17 protein-coding genes are annotated in these 20,330 nt (G+C 58.1%); 9 read left to right on the forward strand and 8 right to left on the reverse strand.

Translation table 11 applies throughout. The annotated features are described in order from the left end of the window. Positions 1–38: 38 nt before the first annotated feature. The gene (locus tag QK300_RS03450; protein WP_281300402.1) at positions 39–2,024 is read left to right on the forward strand and encodes an acetyl/propionyl/methylcrotonyl-CoA carboxylase subunit alpha; all 1,986 of its coding nucleotides are present in this window, start codon (positions 39–41) and stop codon (positions 2,022–2,024) included. 50 nt (positions 2,025–2,074) lie between these two features. Here QK300_RS03450 and QK300_RS03455 read toward each other — a convergent pair whose 3' ends face one another. From QK300_RS03455 to groES, 3 genes are all read right to left on the reverse strand, one after another. Continuing rightward, positions 2,075–2,548, reverse strand: coding sequence for a DUF302 domain-containing protein (locus QK300_RS03455; RefSeq protein WP_281300401.1), 474 nt, complete (start codon positions 2,546–2,548; stop codon positions 2,075–2,077). A gap of 198 nt (positions 2,549–2,746) precedes the next feature. Beyond that, on the reverse strand, positions 2,747–4,408 hold the full coding sequence (groL, locus tag QK300_RS03460; protein WP_281300400.1) for a chaperonin GroEL: 1,662 nt from the start codon (positions 4,406–4,408) through the stop codon (positions 2,747–2,749). A gap of 69 nt (positions 4,409–4,477) precedes the next feature. Then, the gene (gene groES / locus QK300_RS03465) at positions 4,478–4,765 is read right to left on the reverse strand and encodes a co-chaperone GroES (RefSeq protein ID WP_281300399.1); all 288 of its coding nucleotides are present in this window, start codon (positions 4,763–4,765) and stop codon (positions 4,478–4,480) included. 429 nt (positions 4,766–5,194) lie between these two features. Here groES and QK300_RS03470 point away from each other — a divergent pair, with 429 nt between their 5' ends. The 4 genes from QK300_RS03470 (at position 5,195) to msrB (ending at position 10,019) form a co-directional block, all read left to right on the forward strand. Continuing rightward, the gene (locus QK300_RS03470; RefSeq protein ID WP_281300398.1) at positions 5,195–6,241 is read left to right on the forward strand and encodes a DUF3179 domain-containing (seleno)protein; all 1,047 of its coding nucleotides are present in this window, start codon (positions 5,195–5,197) and stop codon (positions 6,239–6,241) included. Between the two features lie 63 nt (positions 6,242–6,304). Beyond that, on the forward strand, positions 6,305–7,717 hold the full coding sequence (locus QK300_RS03475; protein WP_281300397.1) for an FAD-dependent oxidoreductase: 1,413 nt from the start codon (positions 6,305–6,307) through the stop codon (positions 7,715–7,717). Between the two features lie 20 nt (positions 7,718–7,737). Next, on the forward strand, positions 7,738–9,594 hold the full coding sequence (gene sppA, locus QK300_RS03480) for a signal peptide peptidase SppA (protein ID WP_281300396.1): 1,857 nt from the start codon (positions 7,738–7,740) through the stop codon (positions 9,592–9,594). Next, positions 9,591–10,019 (forward strand): peptide-methionine (R)-S-oxide reductase MsrB, encoded by a 429-nt coding sequence (gene msrB, locus QK300_RS03485; RefSeq protein ID WP_281300395.1) that lies wholly within the window; start codon positions 9,591–9,593, stop codon positions 10,017–10,019. The genes sppA and msrB overlap by 4 nt, the downstream gene beginning before the upstream one ends. Here msrB and QK300_RS03490 read toward each other — a convergent pair. Beyond that, entirely contained in the window at positions 10,016–10,996 is a 981-nt protein-coding gene (locus QK300_RS03490; protein WP_281300394.1) for a glutathione S-transferase family protein, read from the reverse strand. The genes msrB and QK300_RS03490 overlap by 4 nt on opposite strands. 180 nt (positions 10,997–11,176) lie before the next feature. Between QK300_RS03490 and QK300_RS03495 the strand changes: the two genes are divergently transcribed. Next, positions 11,177–11,692: an N-acetyltransferase gene (locus tag QK300_RS03495; RefSeq protein WP_348651816.1), complete on the forward strand. Its 516-nt coding sequence runs from the start codon at positions 11,177–11,179 to the stop codon at positions 11,690–11,692. Positions 11,693–11,703: 11 nt separating this feature from the next. On the opposite strand, the gene QK300_RS03500 is transcribed toward QK300_RS03495, so the two are convergent. The 4 genes from QK300_RS03500 to QK300_RS03515 are packed head-to-tail and all read right to left on the reverse strand — an operon-like array spanning position 11,704 to position 18,649. Then, a complete protein-coding gene (locus QK300_RS03500; protein ID WP_281300392.1) occupies positions 11,704–13,773 on the reverse strand; it encodes a hypothetical protein in 2,070 nt (689 codons plus the stop codon). 7 nt (positions 13,774–13,780) lie between these two features. Then, positions 13,781–16,663 carry a DUF4159 domain-containing protein gene (locus tag QK300_RS03505; protein ID WP_281300391.1) on the reverse strand — a complete coding sequence of 961 codons (2,883 nt, stop codon included), beginning with the start codon at positions 16,661–16,663 and terminating at the stop codon, positions 13,781–13,783. Then, positions 16,663–17,625, reverse strand: coding sequence for a DUF58 domain-containing protein (locus tag QK300_RS03510; protein WP_281300390.1), 963 nt, complete (start codon positions 17,623–17,625; stop codon positions 16,663–16,665). Before QK300_RS03510 ends, QK300_RS03505 begins: the two co-directional genes overlap by 1 nt. 13 nt (positions 17,626–17,638) lie before the next feature. Beyond that, a complete protein-coding gene (locus QK300_RS03515) occupies positions 17,639–18,649 on the reverse strand; it encodes a MoxR family ATPase (RefSeq protein WP_281300389.1) in 1,011 nt (336 codons plus the stop codon). 126 nt (positions 18,650–18,775) lie between these two features. Here QK300_RS03515 and QK300_RS03520 point away from each other — a divergent pair, with 126 nt between their 5' ends. The 3 genes from QK300_RS03520 to QK300_RS03530 all read left to right on the forward strand — a co-directional run bounded on the left by QK300_RS03520 (position 18,776) and on the right by QK300_RS03530 (position 20,328). Further along, positions 18,776–19,375 (forward strand): DUF1285 domain-containing protein, encoded by a 600-nt coding sequence (locus QK300_RS03520; protein ID WP_281300388.1) that lies wholly within the window; start codon positions 18,776–18,778, stop codon positions 19,373–19,375. A gap of 93 nt (positions 19,376–19,468) precedes the next feature. Continuing rightward, on the forward strand, positions 19,469–20,011 hold the full coding sequence (locus QK300_RS03525; protein WP_348651817.1) for a CoA pyrophosphatase: 543 nt from the start codon (positions 19,469–19,471) through the stop codon (positions 20,009–20,011). Continuing rightward, complete coding sequence (locus QK300_RS03530) at positions 20,008–20,328, forward strand: hypothetical protein (protein ID WP_281300386.1); 321 nt, start codon at positions 20,008–20,010, stop codon at positions 20,326–20,328. The genes QK300_RS03525 and QK300_RS03530 overlap by 4 nt, the downstream gene beginning before the upstream one ends. The last annotated feature ends 2 nt before the right edge of the window (positions 20,329–20,330 follow it).

The raw sequence follows: 20,330 nt of genomic DNA on the forward strand, positions 1-20,330 counted from the left end.
GACAAGATAACAAGGCCGATCCCGGGAAAGACCGCATCATGTTCAAAAAGATCCTCATTGCCAATCGTGGCGAAATCGCCTGCCGAATCATCAAGACAGCCCGCAAGATGGGGATCACCACGATTGCCGTTTATTCCGAGGCGGATCGCGATGCCCTGCATGTGGAGATGGCGGACGAGCATGTGTTCATCGGCCCGGCGCCGGCAGCGCAAAGCTATCTTTTGGGGGATGTGCTGATCAAGGCGGCCCTTGATCATGGGGCGGAAGCGATCCATCCCGGCTTTGGGTTCCTGTCGGAAAACAAGGCTTTTGTCGAAGCCGTGGAGGCTGCCGGATTGGTGTTCATCGGGCCGCGCCCCCATGCCATTGCGGCCATGGGCGACAAGATCGAATCAAAGCGCCTGGCAAAGGCTGCCGGGGTTTCCACAGTGCCCGGCCATATCGGCGAGATAGCCGATGCCGATGAAGCCGCAAAAATCGCCGCCGATATCGGCTATCCCGTGATGATCAAAGCCTCGGCCGGGGGCGGGGGCAAGGGGATGCGCATTGCCTGGGATGATGCGGAATGTCGGGAAGGCTATGTTTCGGCCCGCTCGGAGGCAAGATCGAGCTTTTCCGATGATCGGGTGTTTATCGAGAAATATATCGTCGAGCCCCGCCATATCGAAATTCAGGTGCTGGGCGATAGTCATGGCAATCTGGTGTATTTGTGGGAGCGGGAATGTTCCATTCAGCGCCGCCATCAAAAGGTGATCGAAGAAGCGCCCTCGCCCTTTTTGGATGAAGACACCCGCAAAGCCATGGGGGCGCAGGCCGTAGCGCTGGCCCGGGCGGTGGATTATCAATCGGCGGGTACGGTTGAATTCATCGTCGATAAAGACCGCAATTTCTACTTCCTTGAAATGAACACCCGCTTGCAGGTGGAACATCCGGTGAGCGAAATGATCACCGGCCTCGATCTTGTGGAACAGATGATCGAGATCGCCGCCGGAAAGCCTTTGGGCTTTGCTCAGGATGATGTGCGCCTTCATGGCTGGGCGATGGAATGCCGGATTTATGCCGAAGATCCCTATCGCGGTTTTCTGCCCTCGATCGGTCGGCTCAAACGCTATCGCCCGCCCCATGAAAGCGACCGGGTGCGTAATGATACCGGCGTTTTTGAAGGGGCTGAAATTTCGATGTTTTACGATCCGATGATCGCCAAGCTCGCCACATGGGGGGAAACACGCGATGCCGCCATCATTGAAATGCAAGGGGCGCTGGATCGCTTTTATATTCGCGGCATTGCCCATAATGTACCCTTTCTGGCGGCGATGATGGCGCATCCCCGGTTTCGCGAAGGGCGATTGACCACCAATTTCATCGCCGAAGAGTATCCCGATGGCTTCAAAGGCGGGATGATGACCGATGCCATCAAAACCACCATGATGGCCGTTGCTGCCTATATCCATGGGCTGAGCACGGCCCGAGATGGCCGTATTTCGGGGCGGATTTCCAGTGTGCCGATGATGGATGCGGTGGATTGGATCATCCGGCTGGATGATGCGAAGGCCACCGCCAAAATCACCCCCACCACAGAAGGGGCGCGGATCGCGCTTGATGGCAAAGATCACGTGCTTGAAAGCGATTGGACCCCCGGCGCGCCGGTTTTTACGGGCACGCTTGATGGGCGCGCGATCACCCTGGAGGTTGATCGTCTGAAGTTGGGCTATGGCTTGTCCACGGCCGGGGTGCACCAGACTGTGGTGGTGGTGCCGCCGGTGATTGATGCTCTGATGGGGCATATGCCCGTGAAGGAAATCGCCGATACCTCAAAGCTGCTGTTGTGCCCGATGCCGGGGCTGATGGTTGCTTTGAATGTTGTGGTTGGCGAAGAGGTGCGGGCCGGTCAGGCGCTGGCCGTGGTGGAAGCCATGAAAATGGAAAATATCCTGCGCGCCGAACGTGATGGGGTGATCGAAAAAATTCATGCCCAAAAAGGCGATAGCCTTGCGGTAGATCAGGTGATTTTGGAATTTGCCTGAAAGTTGATTCTGAAGCCGATTTGGCGGGAATCGGCTGTTCGGGGTGAGTCTTATTGTGCGGCTTGGGCCAGCGCCTTTAAAAGTCCGGTCATTTTCTGGATCATCGGTTCGGGATCGGGCAGCCCATGGCGTTGGGCAAGGAAGCGGGGATCATTGAAAGCGATTTTGACCGCGCCCGTTTCATCCTCATAAACCAAAGCCTTGAGCGGCAGATCGATACCAAAGCTTTGCGCCGCCTGCATCAGGGGTGTGCCACCGGCGGGATTGCCAAAGATCAGCAATTGCGTGGGGCGGAGCACCTGATCGATGCTTTTGGCACCCGCCTGATGATCGATCCGGGCAAAAATTTTGAAGCCCCGAGCCGTGGCTGCCTGTTCGAGCTTATCCATGGTTACAGCAACACTGTCGCCACCTTCAAGGATCAGCAGGCCATTGGTCTGTTCATGAGGGTGGTCCTTGCCTTCGGATGTGCAGGAACCGAGCAGAAACACTATAAACGCGATGAGAATGAATACAGGACGCATGGTCTTGATCCTTGATCAATCAAAAGAAGAGCGATTATGGGGAGGCGCGGGTCATTTGTCCATGCCGCTCCTGCGCTCATTCGGCACTGAAAGTTCGGCACTGAAAGCGGGGCGCATAAAAAAACCGCGGAGCACGATGGCTCCGCGGGGTCTTGTCGGCTTGCAGCGATCCCCTGAAAGGATCGGTGAGGGCGGGGCTTAAAAGCCCATGCCGCCCATACCACCCATGCCGCCCATATCGGGCATGCCGCCGCCATGAGAATGACCGGAGTCTTTATCTTCCGGCGCATCGGCGATCAGCGCTTCGGTGGTGATCAACAGACCGGCGATAGAGGCCGCATCCTGCAGGGCGTGGCGCACGACCTTGGTGGGGTCGATGATGCCGCGTTCCACCAGATTGCAGTATTCTTCCTTTTGGGCATCGAAGCCGAAGGATGTGTCTGTTTGCTCCAAAAGCTTGCCGGCAATCACCGCGCCATCAAAACCGGCATTGCTGGCGATCTGGCGAACCGGGGCTTCAAGGGCCCGGCGCACGATGGCGATGCCTTTGGTTTCATCGTCATTCTGGCCTTTGAGATCGATCAGAACGCGGGTGGCATAAAGCAGAGCCGTGCCGCCACCGGCAACGATGCCTTCTTCCACCGCGGCGCGGGTGGCATGAAGCGCATCATCAACGCGATCCTTGCGTTCTTTCACTTCCGATTCGGTGACACCGCCAACCTTGATCACGGCCACACCGCCGGAAAGCTTGGCAAGACGTTCCTGCAGCTTTTCCTTGTCATAATCGGAATTGGTGTTTTCCACCTGTGCGCGGATCTGTTCGCAACGCGCTTTGATGTCGTCGCTATCGCCGGCGCCGCCCACGATGGTGGTGTCGTCTTTGGTGATGGTCACTTTCTTGGCGGTGCCCAGCATGTCGAGGGTGACATTTTCAAGCTTGATGCCCAGATCTTCGGAAACCACTTGGCCCTTGGACAGGATGGCGATATCTTCGAGCATGGCTTTCCTGCGATCGCCAAAGCCGGGGGCTTTGACCGCCGCAACCTTCAGGCCACCGCGCAGCTTGTTCACCACCAGCGTTGCCAAAGCTTCGCCTTCAACATCTTCGGCGATGATCAGCAAAGGGCGGCTGGATTGCACAACGGCTTCCAGAATGGGGAGCATCGCCTGCAGATTGGACAGCTTCTTTTCAAACAGCAGGATGTAAGGGTTTTCAAGCTCGGTCACCATCTTTTCGGAATTGGTGATGAAATAAGGCGAGAGATACCCGCGATCAAACTGCATGCCTTCAACGACATCAAGCTCGCTTTCAAGGCCTTTGGCTTCTTCGACGGTGATGACGCCTTCCTTGCCCACTTTATCCATGGCTTCCGAGATCATACGGCCGATCGCGGCTTCGCCATTGGCGGAAATGGTGCCAACCTGCTCGATTTCGCTGGAGGAAGAAATATCCTTCGAGCGGGATTTGATATCGGCAACGGCGGTGGAAACGGCCAGTTCGATGCCGCGCTTCAGATCCATCGGGTTCATCCCGGCGGCAACGGCTTTCGCGCCTTCCTGAACGATCGATTGGGTGAGCACGGTGGCGGTGGTGGTGCCATCGCCTGCCATATCATTGGTGCGCGAGGCGACTTCTTTCACCATCTGGGCGCCCATATTCTCGAACTTGTCTTTCAGTTCGATTTCCTTGGCAACAGTCACCCCATCCTTGGTGATGCGCGGGGCACCAAAGGATTTGTCGATGACGACATTGCGGCCCTTGGGGCCAAGGGTGACTTTAACGGCATTGGCCAGAGCATCCACCCCGCGAAGAATGCGGGCGCGGGCATCGGCGTGGTATTTGATTTCTTTAGCAGCCATGAACTGACTCCTTGATACGACATGAAATTAAATTATCGAAAGCGATCTCGGCATACAGGGTGATGGCGTTCAGCCAATGATCCCCAGAATGTCTGATTCTTTCATGATCAACAGGTCTTCCCCGTCAACCTTGACTTCGGTCCCGGACCATTTGCCAAACAGAACGCGATCACCGGCCTTGACATCGAGCGGGGTGATTTCACCCTTTTCGTTTTTGGCGCCAGAGCCAACGGCGACGATTTCGCCTTCTTGCGGCTTTTCTTTGGCGGTATCGGGGATGATGATACCACCCCGGGTTTTTTCTTCGCTTTCAACGCGACGGACCAAAACGCGGTCATGCAGCGGACGGAATGCCATGAAGTTTCCTCCTACAGGCTAAAAGGTGCGGAATGCCCCTTGAAATTATGTGTGCGGCCTATGCCGCGGATCATATTAGCACTCACCATTGATGAGTGCTAACGGGTGCCCTGTAATTACGCTGCCAAGGGCGGATGTCAAGGGCGGGAGAGAAGAAAATTTATAAAAGCCGCCAAGGGGCTGGCATTTTTTCGCCAGGGCTTTTGACGCTGTGCATGAAGACGCTTAATTCATAGCGCAGGATTTTGACGCGATCGTTACAAGCTGATGCGGATATGTGACCGGAATGGCCTTTTTTATGAAGATCAGGAGCCTCATCTATCATAAGAGGCTGACCTGCGCCACCATCGCGGGCATACAGCTGGAAATATATGGCCGGAAATATATGGTAAGCCAGAAACTTGGCCAGAAACTTGGTAAGGATGTGACATGATAAAGGCTATGACAGGATCGATGATCACCCCCCGGCAGGTCCGCCTGCTTTTTGCCAGTGCTTTGCTGGTCGGTCTTGCGGTTGTGCTCGCCCCCGTGCCGGGCTTTAGCCAAAATCTTGTGTCCCAATCATTCCAGGCATCATGGCCCGATATCGATCTGGCCAAAGAGGGGATCGACGGCACCGCCCTGCGGGTTTTGAGCGATGATGAAACGCCCCTCGCTTATGATGATCCGGCCCTGATCCCGGTGGCTATCGATGGCATAACGGGCAATCTGGAACCGGTCATCGCCGTTGAGATCAATGGGCAATTGCGGGCCTATCCCATGCGCATCGTGGCGGCGCATCGGATCGTTAATGATACATTGGGCGGCGTGCCGATTGCGGTGACCTATTGCCGGGTTTGTTCCTCGGCCATGGTGTTTCGCCGGGTGGTGGATGAGCAAAGCACGCATTTGCGGCTGACCGGGGCCTCTTATGATCAGAATATCATCCTTTATGATGAAGCGAGCCGCACATGGTGGCAGCAGATCAATGGTCTTGGCCTTGCTGGTCCCCATGCCGATGGGGCGCTGGATGTGGTGCCTTCGCATCTCATTTCTTTTGCATCCTTTCTAAAGCAGGCGGCCAAGCAGCCGGGCACCCTCATTCTTGCCGATTCCGATTATAGCCGTCAGCCCTTGAGCCTCAAACAAACCGTGGACTTGCCTCCCTTGCCCGGCATGGCCGCAGGGCTCAACAGCACGGATCGCGTAGTGATCGTGGGGAAAGAGGCATGGCCCCTGGAATTATTGCGCAAAAGCGGGCGGATCGAGCAGGATGATCTGCTGATCATCTGGGAGCCGGGGCGCATGGCGACCCCCGATTATTATGGCGCCGATCAGGGCCAGGATGTTGGCAATATCACCGCCTATAGCCGCCGGGGCGATGATCTTCTGGAGCGGGAAACGCGCATTCAGCTTCTGCATGCCTTTTTCCAGTTTTCGGATGGCGAAAAGCTTCATTTAAAGCGTGGTCAGGAACAAAATGAAGTGATCGATTGAGGGATCGATTGATAGCCAGCCCCCGTTTCTTGTGGTTTGATAAGGGATCAGGGGTTTGGGGCGATGGATATGATGAAAGAGCGGCAGATCGCCATCATCGGATCGGGGCCGGGTGGTTTCTATACCGCCCAGGCCTTATTGGATCAGACCGATAAAGCGCAAAGAGCCGATCCCGCAAGTCCGGGGATCAGGATCGATGTGATCGACAGCCTGCCCACCCCCTATGGCCTGATCCGGGCCGGGGTTGCCCCCGATCACCAATCCATCAAGCAGATCACCGGACGTTTTGATGAAACGGCCAAAGATGATCGGGTGCGCTTCATCGGCCATCTCTGTGTGGGGCGGGATATCAGCCTCGATCAATTACTGGCACTTTATGATGCGGTGGTGCTGGCCACCGGGGCGGGAAAGGATCGCCCTTTGGGCCTGCCCGGCGAAAATCTCAAAGGCGTTTATGGCTCGGCGGCCATTGTCGGCTGGTATAATGCGCATCCCGATTATGCCGATCTCGATCCTGTGGGCGAGGGCACTGCCATGGCGGTGATCGGCAATGGCAATGTGGCCATTGATATTGCCCGGATTTTTGCCAAGACGCGGGACGAACTGGCGCAATCCGATATCGCTCTGAAAGCCGAGCGAAGTCTGGCCGCCATGCCCATGCATGATATTCATATCCTTGGGCGCCGAGGCCCGGCCCAGGCCAAATTCACCATCAAGGAAGTGCGGGAACTGGGGGCGCTCAGCCATGCCATTCCGGTGGTCGATCCCGCCGATCTGCCCTCCCTTACAGAAGAACAGGCCCTGCCGCCGGGCCAGCGCAAGGTGCTGGCCACATTGCGGGAATTTTCCGAAATTGCTGAAGCCGATGCATTGGCGGCGGATGTGCGGGTGCATTTTCATTTTCATGCCCGGCCGGTGGAAATTCTGGGCAATGATCAGGGCCGGGTGCGGGCCTTGCGCCTTGAGCGCACCCGGATCGAGGCGGGCGCCGTGCGCGGCACGGGCCGGTTTTTCGAATTGCCTTGCGCCTTGGTGATCAGTTGTATCGGCTATCAAAGCAGCCCCATCAAGGGCGCGGTTTTTGATGCGCGCTCGGGCCGTTTCGTCAATGATGCGGGCCTTATCCGACCCGGTCTTTATGCCACGGGATGGGCCCGGCGCGGCCCTACGGGCACCATTGGCAGCAACAAGCCCGACGGAGCCGAGATCGCCGCTCGTATTCTTGCGGAAACAAGCCCCCGGGACAAACCGCAGCCTTCCGGTCCCGATCATCCGCCGACAAAAAGCGGGGGAGCCGCTTTGGATGCCTATATCGCGGCCCACGGGCTTCAGGTGGTGAGCTTTGAAGATTGGCTGAAAATCGATGCCCGGGAAAAAGAAGCGGCGAGGGGCGATCATCCGCGATTGAAATTTGCCCGCTTACAAGACATGCTGGATGCAATCGAGGCTGAAGATATCCCTCAGCCAAGCACCTAAATAGGGACCATGTTCATCTCATGAAAGCCATATTCCGTTTTATCTGGTCGGCCATTCGCGCGTTTAATACATTGGCGGCGCTGGTTTTTTTCATCCTGTTTTTGACCTTGATTATTTCCGTGAGCGGGATGATGGGCGATAAGCCCTCAGCTGAAATCGCCAAAGGCGGGGCGCTTTTGTTCAATCCTGAAGGCCGGATCGTTGAAGAAAAGGCAGCGCCCTCCTTCGATGACGTGCTGCGTGGTGAAAAGCCCGAAGAAATGGCTTTACGCACTGTTCTCGCAGGGCTTGATCGTGCGGCGAAAGATGATCGGATCGGCTTGATGGTCATGGATCTCGAACGCTTTAACGGGGCCGGCCCGGCGACCCTCCATAGCCTTGGGAAGGCGCTGGATGCCTTCAGGGACAGCGGCAAAAAAATTATCGCTTATGGCGATAGCTATACCCAATCCCAATATTATCTGGCCGCCCATGCTGATGAGATCTGGCTCAATCCGGCGGGCGGAATGACGATCACGGGCTATGGATCGTTCCAGCCCTATTTTGCCGAGGCGCTTTCAAAGCTGAAAGCCAATGTGCATGTTTTCCGTGTTGGCACCTTTAAATCGGCGGTGGAGCCCTATATCCGGGATTCGATGTCGGATGAAGCCAAAGAGGCCAATCGCGCGTTCCTCGATAGCCTGTGGCAGAGCTATGAAGCCGATATCACCCGCCTGCGCGGCCTTGATGATGGGGCTTTGTCGGGGCATCTGGCCAATATCGTTGAAGCCCAGGCGGCAGCGGGCGGCGATATGGCGCAAATGGCGGTGGATCTGAAATGGGTGGATGCCTTGAAAACCCGCCATGCAGCGCTTGCGGCCTTGCAGGATCTGGCCGGTAAGAAAGACGACGGCTATCGCCATATCGGCCTCAAGGCTTATTTGAAGCAGACAAAGCCCGCTACCTCCGAACAGAAAGAGGGACCGCTTCTGGCCGTGGTAACCTTGCGCGGCACCATCATCCCGGGCGAGGCGCCGGTGGGGGATATCGGCTCGGAAAGCGCCCTGAAGCTGATCCATGAAGCCCGCACCAATGATCGGGTGAAGGCGCTGGTCTTGCGTGTCGATAGCCCCGGCGGCAGCGCTTTTGCCTCGGAATTGATCCGCCAGGCGGTGCTTGAGGTGAAGGCGGCGGGCAAGCCGGTGGTGGCGTCTTTTGGCTCGGTGGCGGCATCGGGCGGTTATTGGATTTCCGCCAATGCCGATCAGATCTGGGCCATGCCGGAAACCATTACCGGTTCCATCGGCATTTTCGGTTTGGTGGCAACCTTTGAAGAGTCGCTGGCGTCATTGGGGGTGCATAGCGATGGTGTGGGCACCACCCAATTGGCCGGAGCTTTTGACATAACGCGGCCGCTATCGCCTGCAGTGGCGGCTTTGGTTCAGGGTTCCATCGAAGATGGCTATGAAAAATTCCTCTCTATCGTGGCTGAAGGCCGGGGAATGAGCATTGAGGCCGTGGATAAAGTGGCGCAGGGCCGGGTGTGGGCAGGCAGCACCGCTCGCGATCTGGGCCTGGTGGATGAATTGGGTGGGCTCGATGCGGCGATCAAGGCGGCAGCCAGCCTTGCCAGCCTTGAAGACGGGGCCTATCAAATCCGCCATATCACGGAAAAGCCCGATCCTTTTGAAGCCTTTTTGATGCAGCTGATGGCGGAAAGCGATGCGGCGGCTTTGTTGCCCCGATCTCTGCTGGCCAGCGGCAACAAGGGCGGGCTGATGCAGGCTGTGGCCGGGATTGAACAATCGATCCTGCGGCATCTGCAAAGCCTTGGCTGGATGCGCGATCCAAAAGGCGCCTATAGCCTGTGCTTTGCCTGCGAGGTGAGTGGCGGATGAGCAGGGATCAGCAGACTATCCCTGAGAGCGATTCCCAATGGCTGGCGCGATTGGGCGAAGAACGCTTTTATGTTTGTCGCCGCCATGGCACCGAGCCGCCTTTCAGCGGGGCCCTTTTGGGGGAAAAAAGGCCCGGTCGCTTTCATTGTGCGGGGTGCGATGCGATTTTATTCTCATCCGATGGCAAATATGACAGCGGATCGGGCTGGCCATCCTTTTTCGATGCCATCGAAGGGGCTGAGATCGATGAAATCCGCGATACCAGCCATGGCATGGTGCGGATAGAATTGCGCTGTGGGCAGTGCGGAAGCCATCTGGGGCATCTGTTCCCCGATGGCCCGCCGCCCACCGGCTTGCGCTATTGCGTCAATTCCCTGTCGCTGGTTTTTCACCCCGAAAACAATGCGCCCTCAAAGCAGCTTTAAGCCGCTTTGAGATGATCGCGATTATGGGGCTGCCCTAAATCCAGATCCGGGCCTTTGGGCACGATGCCGGTGGGATTGATGCTGCCATGGCTTTGATAATAATGCAGCTTGATATGATCGAAAACCACCGTATCGGCAATGCCGGGCATTTGATACAGCTCGCGCAGATAGGCTGAAAGATGCGGATAATCGGCGATTCGTTGTTTGTTGCATTTGAAATGCCCCACATAAACCGCATCAAAGCGCACCAGGGTGGTGAAAAACCGCCAATCGGCTTCGGTCAATCTGTCGCCCAATAAATAGCGCCGGGTGGCCAGCCGCTCATCCATCGCATCCAGTGTTTCAAACAAGGCATCAAAGGCCTCTTCATAAGCGCTTTGGGTGGTGGCAAATCCCGCTTTGTAAACGCCATTATTGATCGCATGATAGATGCGTTCATTGATGGCATCGATCTCCAATTGCAGATCTTTGGGATAATAATCGCGCTCGGGATGGCCGATCCCCGGTACTGTATCAAAAGCGCTATTCAAAATCCGGATGATTTCCGCCGATTCATTATTGACGATCCGGCTGGTTTTTTTGTCCCACAAAACCGGCACAGTTACCCGCCCGCTATAATGGGGATCGGACTTCGTATAAACCTGATGCAGGCGCTGAAAGCCATGGATATGATCGATGGTGGCGCCGGGGGTGCTGTCATCAAAGCGCCAGCCCTCATCATCCATATGCCAATGCACCACGGAAACGCTGATGATATCCTGCAATCCCTTTAAATGGCGCAGGATCATTGCCCGATTGGCCCAGGGGCAGGCATGGGCGATATAAAGATGATAGCGCCCTGCCTCGGCCGGGAAATCGCCACTGCCATCCGCGCTGATCCCATTGCGAAAGCGGGTATCGGGGCGCTTGAAGGCCCCGCCATTGGATTTGGTATCATACCAGGCATCCTGCCATTGTCCGTCAACCAAAAGACCCATTGTGCTTCTCCTTGATGAGATCGATCCCTGATCGGGTACATGGTTCCAAGATGGCGTCGTCCTTGGCTTTTGTCATGGGCTGTGAACGAAACGCAGTGTTGCGAAATGCCAAACAATGCCGCAAAAGGCGATCACACACTGTTATTTGGGGGGCATTTGAAAGGGGATGGCAAAAAGGTGATGCGACAGCTCGATCAGGAACATGCGGGCGATGCGCCCGCTATTGATGCTTTACTCGATGATCTTTTTGGGGCTGATCGTTTTGGGCGCACGGCCTATCGCTTTCGCGATCATTGTCCGCCTTTGCAGGATATGGGCTTTGTAATGCGCGAAGGGGATCGGCTGCTGGCCTCGGTGCGCTTTTGGCCGCTGCTGATCAGGGCTGTGGATTTTTGCCATGATGGCCTGCTTTTGGGGCCCTTGGCTGTGGCAAAGCATAGTGCAGGCACCGGGGCGGGTACTGCGCTCATGCGCCATGGCCTTGATCTGGCATCGGCCAAAGGCTTAGGCCCGGTTTTTCTGATCGGCGATCCCGGCTATTATGGCCGGGTGGGCTTTCGCCCGGTTCTGCCAAAAACATGCCATTTGCCCGGGCCGTTTGATGCCACCCGCCTGCTTTATCATCCGGCAGGCGGGCCTTTTGGCAACCTTGATGATCTGCCCGATCCTTTGGCGCTGGAGCCCGTGAAGCAATAAGCCTCAGGCGTTCAGCGGCTTTCGCGCCACCATGTGATCGCCAGCAGGCCGCCCAGCAGCAAAGCCCAGATTAAGGGCGGCAAAAGCGGCCTTTGGCTGAGCGCATCGGTGCGGCTGGCATTGCGCTTGGGCAATCCAATCCAATTCGCGCCAAAAGCGGTGGCCTTCTCAGATGGATGACGAATATCGGGCAGGCCATCCTGGAGCCAGAAAATTCCGCCGCCGGTTTTCTGCGCCAGATCCCGCACGATCTGATCGGTGGGCAGAATTTGCGACAATTCATGGCCGCCTGCAGGGCCGGTGCCCACCACCGCTTCGTCTTCATTGTCAAAAACCCGATAAAGCCCCGGATCGGGGGCGCTGATGGTGGCGCGGGCCAGCCCATCGGCATCAGGGGTGAGGGTCACGGTGCGGCGCGTGCCATCGGGGGCTTCAACCTTCACCTCGGTTTGTTCGGGCATCAGGCTGCGGCGTTCGATCCTGATCTCATCGCCATCGGCGGTGGCTTCAAGGGCGGTTTCTTCCAGATCGGGTTCTTTCATCAGCCAATGAACCGAGCGGCGCAATAATTCCTGATAGGGGCCGCCGCCTTCGATCCCCCGCGCCCATAGCCAGATATGATCCGACATCAATTGAGCGATACGCCCTTCGCCAGCATGGTTCAAAACCAGCAAAGGCATGGCATTGGGGCCTTCCAAAAGCACCTGTCCCTGATCCACATTGCTGTCGATCAGGCGAAACCAGCGCCCCCATTGGGCTTCATCCCCAATCGCCACGCTTGCGCCGGCTTCAAAGGATGCAAGGTTTTTGCTGACCGGATGGCGGCGGCCGATCATTGTGAGCGCGGGGCGATAGCCATTTTCGCTCACAAGGCCGGTGGGGCGGGCGGGCAGAACACTGGCCAGCGGGGTGTTATAAAGGCTCAGGCTTTCGGCATATTCCGGCCCATTGGCCACGAAAAGGGCACCGCCCTGTTCCACATAATCCAGCAGATTGGTGAAATAGCGGGGCTGCAATACCCCCCTCAAGGAATAGCGATCAAAAATCACCAGATCGAAATCATGAAGCTGTTCGGCAAAAAGCTGTTCGGTGGGAAAGGGGATCAAGGAAAGCTGGCTCACCGGCGTGGGATCTTGGGATGAGGGCAAGCGCAGGATGGTGAAATGAATGAGATCCACCGCCGGATCGGAATTGAGGGTATCGCGCCAGACCCGTTCCCCGGGATGGGGTTCGCCCGAAATCAGCAGTACCCGCAGGCGATCCCGCACCGCATTGATGGAAAAGAGCGCGCGATTATTGACAAGGATCGTTTCCCCCGCAGCGGGGGCGGCATCGACCTCCACCAGCATCTCGCCCCGCCGTTCGGGCATGAGGGTGATGGAAACCGGCTTGCCGGGCTCGACCATCCTTGTTTGCGCGGGTTTGCCATATTGCCGAATGGTCAGGGCCACCGGCTCGGTGCCGGCGGCGGGGTATTCTTCAACGCTCAATTCCAATGTCACCGGGCGATCCACCAGCCCGAATTCCGGGGCGCGAATGATCCTGATCCGCCGATCGATGGCGCTGCGATCCCCGGTGATCAGGCTGTGGATGGGGCGGTCGGCGGCGATCAGGCGGTGCGCTTCTTGTGCATCATCGATGCGGCCATCGCTGATGATCACAGCGGCTGAAAGCTGATCTTTGGGCACCGCCGATAAAGCTTCGGCCAAAGGCTCAAACAGCCGGGTGCGATCTTCATCGGGATTGCTCGTCACCACCCGCAATTCGCCGCCCTGTTCGCGTATATTTTGCGCCAGCGCTTCCAGCGCCCGGTCGGTTTCATCCTTGCGGCCATCCAGCCGATTGCTGGCACTGCGATCCACCATGGCCAGGGTGATATCGGGCAGGGCGGTTTGTTCTTTTTTGATCAATTGCGGGCCGGCAAGGGCCGCCAGCAGGACACTGATGAACAACAGCCGCACCCAGCGCCCGCGCGCCCGCCGGATCAGGGCATAAACACCGGCAAACCCGAGCAACAGCCCCAGAAGGATCAGGGCCCATTGGGGAAAGATGGGATCAAAGCTGAGCGATAAAGCGGTCATCACCGGATCATTCCCCCAGCCTGTCGATCAGGGCGGGCAGATGAAGCTGATCGGCTTTATAGGTGCCGGTCAGGGCATACATCACCAGATTGACCCCAAAGCGAAAGGCCAGTTCGCGTTGGCGCGCCCCTCCGGGCAGACGAGGCACGATGAAATGATCGAATTCATCGAGCGCCCAGGCCGAAGCCCAATCATGGCCGCCGATTAAAATCGGGCTGACAAGGGCATCCTTGCCAAAAGAGTCCCGGGTCGCCCATAAGGTGCGGCCAGCGAGCCGTCCGGGAAAATCATCGAGCAGATAAAAGCTGCGGGCCAGCACATGATCGGGGTCCACCGGCAATAATTGGGGCAGATCAAGCATCCCCACGGTGCGCTGCAGGGCCTCGCGGGCGGCTGGATTTTCAAGGCCCAAAGGATCGCTGGTGCTGTCATCGATGCCGGTATCCATTAAAACAATGCCGCCATTGCGCAAAAATCGGCTTAAATTATCAAGGGCTTTGGCGTCCAAAGCCGGGGCATCCGCCGTGATCGGCCAATAAACCAGCGGAAACAGCGCCAAAGGGTCGCGGGTGGGATCAAGGCCGATGGGCTTGCCCAGCTTGACCGCCGTGCGCAGGCCTAAAACACGCTGCAAACCATAAAGGGCGGCATGGCTGCGGGCATCGATTTCGGGATTGCCGGTGCGGATATAGGCAATGCGTGTGGATGTGGTGGCATCGATGGCGAATTGCTCATCCAGAATCGGGCGATCCTGCGCCTTCAATGGTGAAGACCATGATAAGCCCAGCATTAGGCCTATAACCGAAAGACCGATCACGGCCAGCACCCCCAGCCCGCGCCCGCTGAAGGCTTTGGATGCACCCCTTCTGGCCCGCCCAAAAGGCAGCAGCCCGCGCAGACCAAGGCTGATCAGCATATCGGCGATGATCAACAGGCTCATCAGGAAAAACAGCATCGGCGCAAGGGGGCGTTCCCCGCGCGCATCGCCACCAAAAAAGATCATGGGCCGGGTGCTTTCCTTGAAGCTGAAATCTGCATCCACCGGGCCATTCGCCGCCACAAGAGAGAGGGCGAGCGGAGCCTGTGCCTCCCCATAAAGGCCGGGGGGATGCTGGGGAGAGGCGGCGACATCACCAAAAGCATTGCTGGGGATAGGGGCAATGCCGGAGGCAGCCGGTTCCAATCGGCCAAAGCCATCGAGCAGAGCCTGATGGGCAAGACTGCGGTTTCCGCCGCTTTGAAAGACAGCATCAAGGCGGCCCTGAGCAAGGGGCAAAAGCCGTTCCAGCATATCCACAAACAGGCCCGATAAAACCAGAGATGACCAATCGGCATTGGCGGTGGTGTGGAAGAATACGATCCAGCCCCGGCCTTCGCGGGCGGCCGTTACAAGGGGTGTGCCATCGGCCAGCCGGGCCCATGTTTTTTCTGCCAGATCGATATTCGGGATGGCCAGCAACTGGCGGCTGACAGTGACATCACCGGGCGCGACCAGCCCATCAAAAGGCCCATCGGGATTAAAGCTGCCAAGGGACTGCGGTTTTTCCCATGAGAGCGCGCCACCCACCGCCCGATCCCCTGATCGCAAGGCAACAGGGATGAGCTGATTGCGGCTGGCCGCCATATGCGGACCGGCAAAGCGCAGCAAAAGCCCGCCATCCTCCACCCACAGCTTCAGGCTTTCGGCGGTCTGTGGCTCGATCTGGCCAATATCGGCAAGAATGATGGCCCCCGGCTTTTTCCGCAAGAGGGCGGCAGGCGGGCCTTCAGAAAGGTCGGCAAAGGGCTCAAGGGCGCGGCGCAGATAAAAAAGCGGTGATTGCAGGGGCTGAAGCGCTGATCCGCTTTCCCCGGAGAACAGCCCGATGGCGGGCCTGCCGGATCGCCCATCGAGCAGGATCGTCGCCCCGGCGCTTTGCTCATCGGCAATGTCGATGCGCGCCACCTGATTGCGGATTTCCCGGGGCAGATCAAATGTCGCCTCGGCAGTGGTTTCATTGGCGGCAAAAAGCGCCGATATTTGGGCCAGAAGGCGGCCATCAGCCCCCCGCGCTTCCAGAATGGCCCCGGCGGGCGTGGGGCGGGACGGACGCTTTATGGTGGTGGCCATCCCGCTGCCCGTTGATCTGAGGGGAGACAGCGCCAGCGGATAATCGGCAGGCTGATCGGTGAAAATGCGCAGCGGCCCCCTATCCTCGAGGCGTGATAAAAGCGCATCGCTGCCGGGATGATCCAGACCATCGCTGATCCAGATGCTTTGGGCAATCGGCCGGTCGATGCTTTCGAGAATACGGGCCAGATGGCGATGATCCGGGGCCCAGGGGCGGGGGGTGATGCCGGGCAAAGCGGCCCGCAGATCGCTGGCGGCCTGCGGTTCGATGCTGATGCTTTTGCCTTCTCCATCCCCATTCCCATCCTTATCTTGGGGCCAGCCATTGATCGGCGGGGCGGTCCGCAGCCAAAGAACCGGCCTTTGCTGCCGGGCGGCTGTGGCCAGCAGGCGATCCAGTTCAGCGATCCGAACGTCCCAGCGGCTCGCGGCCTGCCAGCCATCATCCAGCACAATCAAAAGGGCGGCTTCATCAGCCACGGCTGTTGGCGTGCTGCCATCCGCTTTCCCGGTGCTGGGGTTTAAGATCGGGCCACTGAAGGCCAGCACCAGAAGCGCTGCCAAAAGCAGCCGCATGATCAAAAGCCAGGGCGGGGTGCGGGCGGGGGGCGGGGCGCTGTGCGCCAGATCACCCAATAAAACGATGGGGGGGAAGTGATGGCGCTTGGGCTGGGGGGGCAAAGCCCGCACCAGATAATAAATCACCGGCAGGGCCAGCAGGCCCAGCAGCACCAAAGGCGCGGTAAATCCCAGCACACCAAGGGGGCCTAAACCAATCATCAGCCCCTCTTGCCGGTAAGGGCGATCAGGCCGAGCAAAGCCTGGGCCGGGCTGTGATCGGTGCGATGGATGCTATGGGTCCAGCCGGCGCGGCGGGCCATCGCCCCCAGATGATCGATCCAGGCCCGCATCCGGCTGCGATAGGCGGCGGCTTCCTGTTCGGCGCGTTCCATGATCAGGGGGGCCTCCTGTTCCATTCCCGAAAATCGGATGCGGCCTTCAAAGGGGAAATCGTCTTCGATGGGATCGATGATCTGTAAAAGATGGCCATTCACCCCCAAACCCACCAATTGGCGCAGGCGATTTTGGGTCGCATCGCTTTCCCCCAGAAAATCGCCGATCAAAATCAATTGGGCATGACGGGGCAAAGCGGTGGCGGTGGGAAATGGCGGATCATCATGCAGGCGATCTTTTTCAAGGCTTTCCAGCAGGCGCGACAGGCCAAAGCGCCCGCCCATGGCCTGATCATGCACCCCATAAAGCCCAACCCGTTCGCCCGCAGCTATGAGCAGGCGGGCGGTGGCCAGCCCTAAAAGGATCGCCCGATCCGCCTTGCTATCGGCCATGGGGCGCGATCCGAACTGCATGCTGGCGGAACGATCCATCCAGATCCAGATATTCTGGGCCGTTTCCCATTCCTGTTGGCGCACATAAAGGGTATCGGATCGCCCCGAACGCCGCCAATCGATCTGCGCTGCGTGCTCGCCTTGTTCATAGGGGCGAAACTGCCAGAAACTATCACCCGGCCCCGCCCGGCGGCGGCCATGCACCCCGCGGGCGGCGGCCCGCAGGCGCGGATCGGCGCGCACATTATGGGCGGGCAGGCGATCAGCCAGGCTTTGCGCCCTTTGCCACAGATCGCTGATCGGCACCGGATCCCGGCCGGAAGCCGCACCCAACCCATCAGCGCTTGCCGGTTGCAAGGCCGTGGCGGATAAAAAGGAGCGAAGCCATGCCATCATTTGCGGGGCCGGCTCAAAGTTTGGCCGCCAGATCGGCGATCACCTGATCATTGGTCAGGCCATCGGCGCGGGCCGGAAAGCTGAGCGCCATGCGATGGCGCAGGATCGGCACCGCCAGATCTTTTACATCATCCACCGATGGCACCTGCCGCCCATCGATGAGGGCGCGGGCCCGGCATCCCAGCATCAAAGCCTGTGCCGCCCGGGGGCCGGGGCCCCAGGTGATTTCAGGATGATCGGCGCCCGGGCGCGCCCCACGCACCAGATCGAGAATGGCATTGACCACGCTTTCGCCCACCGGCAGGGATCGCACCAGCCTTTGCAAATGCATCAGGCGCTGGCCATCGATGATCTGTTTGGGCGCATGGCTTTGGGTGCCGGTGGTGTGCAAAAGGATTGCCCGTTCCGCCTCGCGATCAGGATAATCCACATGAATTTGCATCAAAAAACGGTCGAGTTGGGCTTCGGGTAGGGGATAGGTGCCTTCCTGCTCGATGGGATTTTGGGTGGCCAGCACATGAAAGGGTTCGGGCAATTGATGGCGCACCCCGGCCACCGAAACCTGCTTTTCCTGCATTGCCTGTAAAAGCGCCGATTGGGTGCGCGGGCTTGCCCGATTGATTTCATCGGCCATCAGAAGCTGGCTGAAAACCGGCCCGGGCAGAAAGCGGAAATGGCGTTTGCCGCTTTCATCTTCTTCGAGCACTTCGCTCCCTAAAATGTCGGCGGGCAAAAGATCGGGGGTGAATTGCACCCGCTTTTCAGATAGCCCTAAAACCGTGCCATAGGTTTCAACGAGCAGGGTTTTGGCCAGCCCCGGCACCCCCACGATCAGGGCATGGCCGCCGCCGAGCAGGGTGGTCAGGGTTTCTTCGATCACCCGATCCTGACCAAAGATATGCTGCCCGATTTCGGATTTGATCTGCTGGATGGCGTGGATGGCGGCTTCAGCATCCCGCCCGCTATCGGGAAGGGGAGAGCGATGCGCGGGAGCGCTTGTTGCCTGGCTGACGTGCTCGTTCATAAAGGCGGGCCTTTTCATGGTCGGTCTGCGGAATGGCCATGCCATGAAAAACCCATGACAGTCCATTTGGTGACATGCTGTTCCCATACTATATAGAAAGGATAAGGCGCGACGAAAGGCGGAACTATGACGAGAAGCAAAATCAATCCCACAAAAGCGCCACAGGCGGAGGCCCCAAACCGGCTGAAGGATGTGTTCGAGGCGATTTCCAAGCAGCGCTATCCGCCGGTTCATCTGTGGGAGCCCGATCTGTGCGGTGAGATCGATATGCGCATCAAAAGCGATGGCACATGGCATTATATGGGCACGCCGATCAACCGGCCTGAAATGGTGCGGCTGTTTTCCAGCGTTTTGCGCCATGATGATGATGGCACTTATCTGGTGACCCCGGCGGAAAAATTGAAGATCACCGTCGAAGATGCCCCCTTTCTGGCCATATCTGTGGATGTGGAGCGGGAAGGCGATCAACAATTGCTGGTTTTTGAGACCCATGTGGGGGATCGGGTGATCGCCGATGATGAGCATCCCATCTGGATGAGCGCCGATGAAGAGGGCCATAAACGGCCCTATATCCTTGTTCGCAACCGGCTTGAGGCGCTGATCGCCCGCCCGGTTTATTATGAGCTTGTGGATTTCGCCGAAGCCCTCACAATAGATGGGAAAGAGATGCTGGGCCTGTGGAGCCGGGGATCTTTTTTCGTGCTCGACGAGATGACAAGGGACTAGGCCGTGCTTGAATTGATCCGCCAGCGATTGCAACAGGGGCCGCGCCGGGCCCTGCGCAGCGATTATGATCTTTATGAAGGCCCTGATGCCCCGATCAAACAAGGCGATGCGGTGCGCCGGGCGGCGGTTCTGGTGCCGATCATCCAAAGGGCCGAAGGGGCTACCATCCTGCTCACCCGGCGGGCCGAACATTTATCTCACCATGCGGGGCAGATCAGCTTTCCCGGGGGCCGCGCCGATGAGGGCGATGCCAATGCCATTGCCACGGCCCTGCGCGAAACCCACGAAGAAGTGGGGCTGACGCCGGATCGGATCGATATTTTGGGGCGGCTCGACAGCTATGAAACGGTCACGGGTTTTCGGATCGTGCCGGTGGTGGGGATGGTGGCCCCACCCTTTGATTTGAGGCTTGATGCCCGCGAGGTGGCAGATGCCTTTGAGGTGCCTTTGGATTTTATCCTCGATAGCACCAATCATCAGCGCCATAGCCGCATGTTTCGCGGGCAGCGGCGGCATTTTTATGCCATGCCTTATCAGGATTTCTATATCTGGGGGGCCACGGCCCATATGCTGGTCAATCTGGCCGAAGTGCTGGGCGATGAGCGGCCTTTAGAACAATCGGAACCAAAGCTATGAGCGCTTTATTGATCAGGCTGGGGCTGTTTTTACTGCCTTTCGTTTTTTTCTTTTTATGGCTTTTACTGGTGCGCCATCTCAAGCGCGCAGGGGGCAAAATCAACCCGAAGCTGGATTATGCCATCATGGGCGCGGGTTTGGGCTTTATCGGCCTTTATGGGGCGATTTTCTATCTTTATGCCCAATCCACGCCCCCGGCACAGGATGATCTGCGCTATGTTCCGGCCCGGATGGTGGATGGGGAAATGGTGCCCGGACATTTTGAAAAACGCGGCGCCGAGCCGCCCCAAAGCCCTGTGGCCCCACAAGAAAATTGATC

This window comes from Iodidimonas sp. MBR-22, assembly GCF_029946565.1.
In the GTDB taxonomy this organism is placed as follows: domain Bacteria; phylum Pseudomonadota; class Alphaproteobacteria; order Sphingomonadales; family Rhodothalassiaceae; genus Iodidimonas; species Iodidimonas nitroreducens.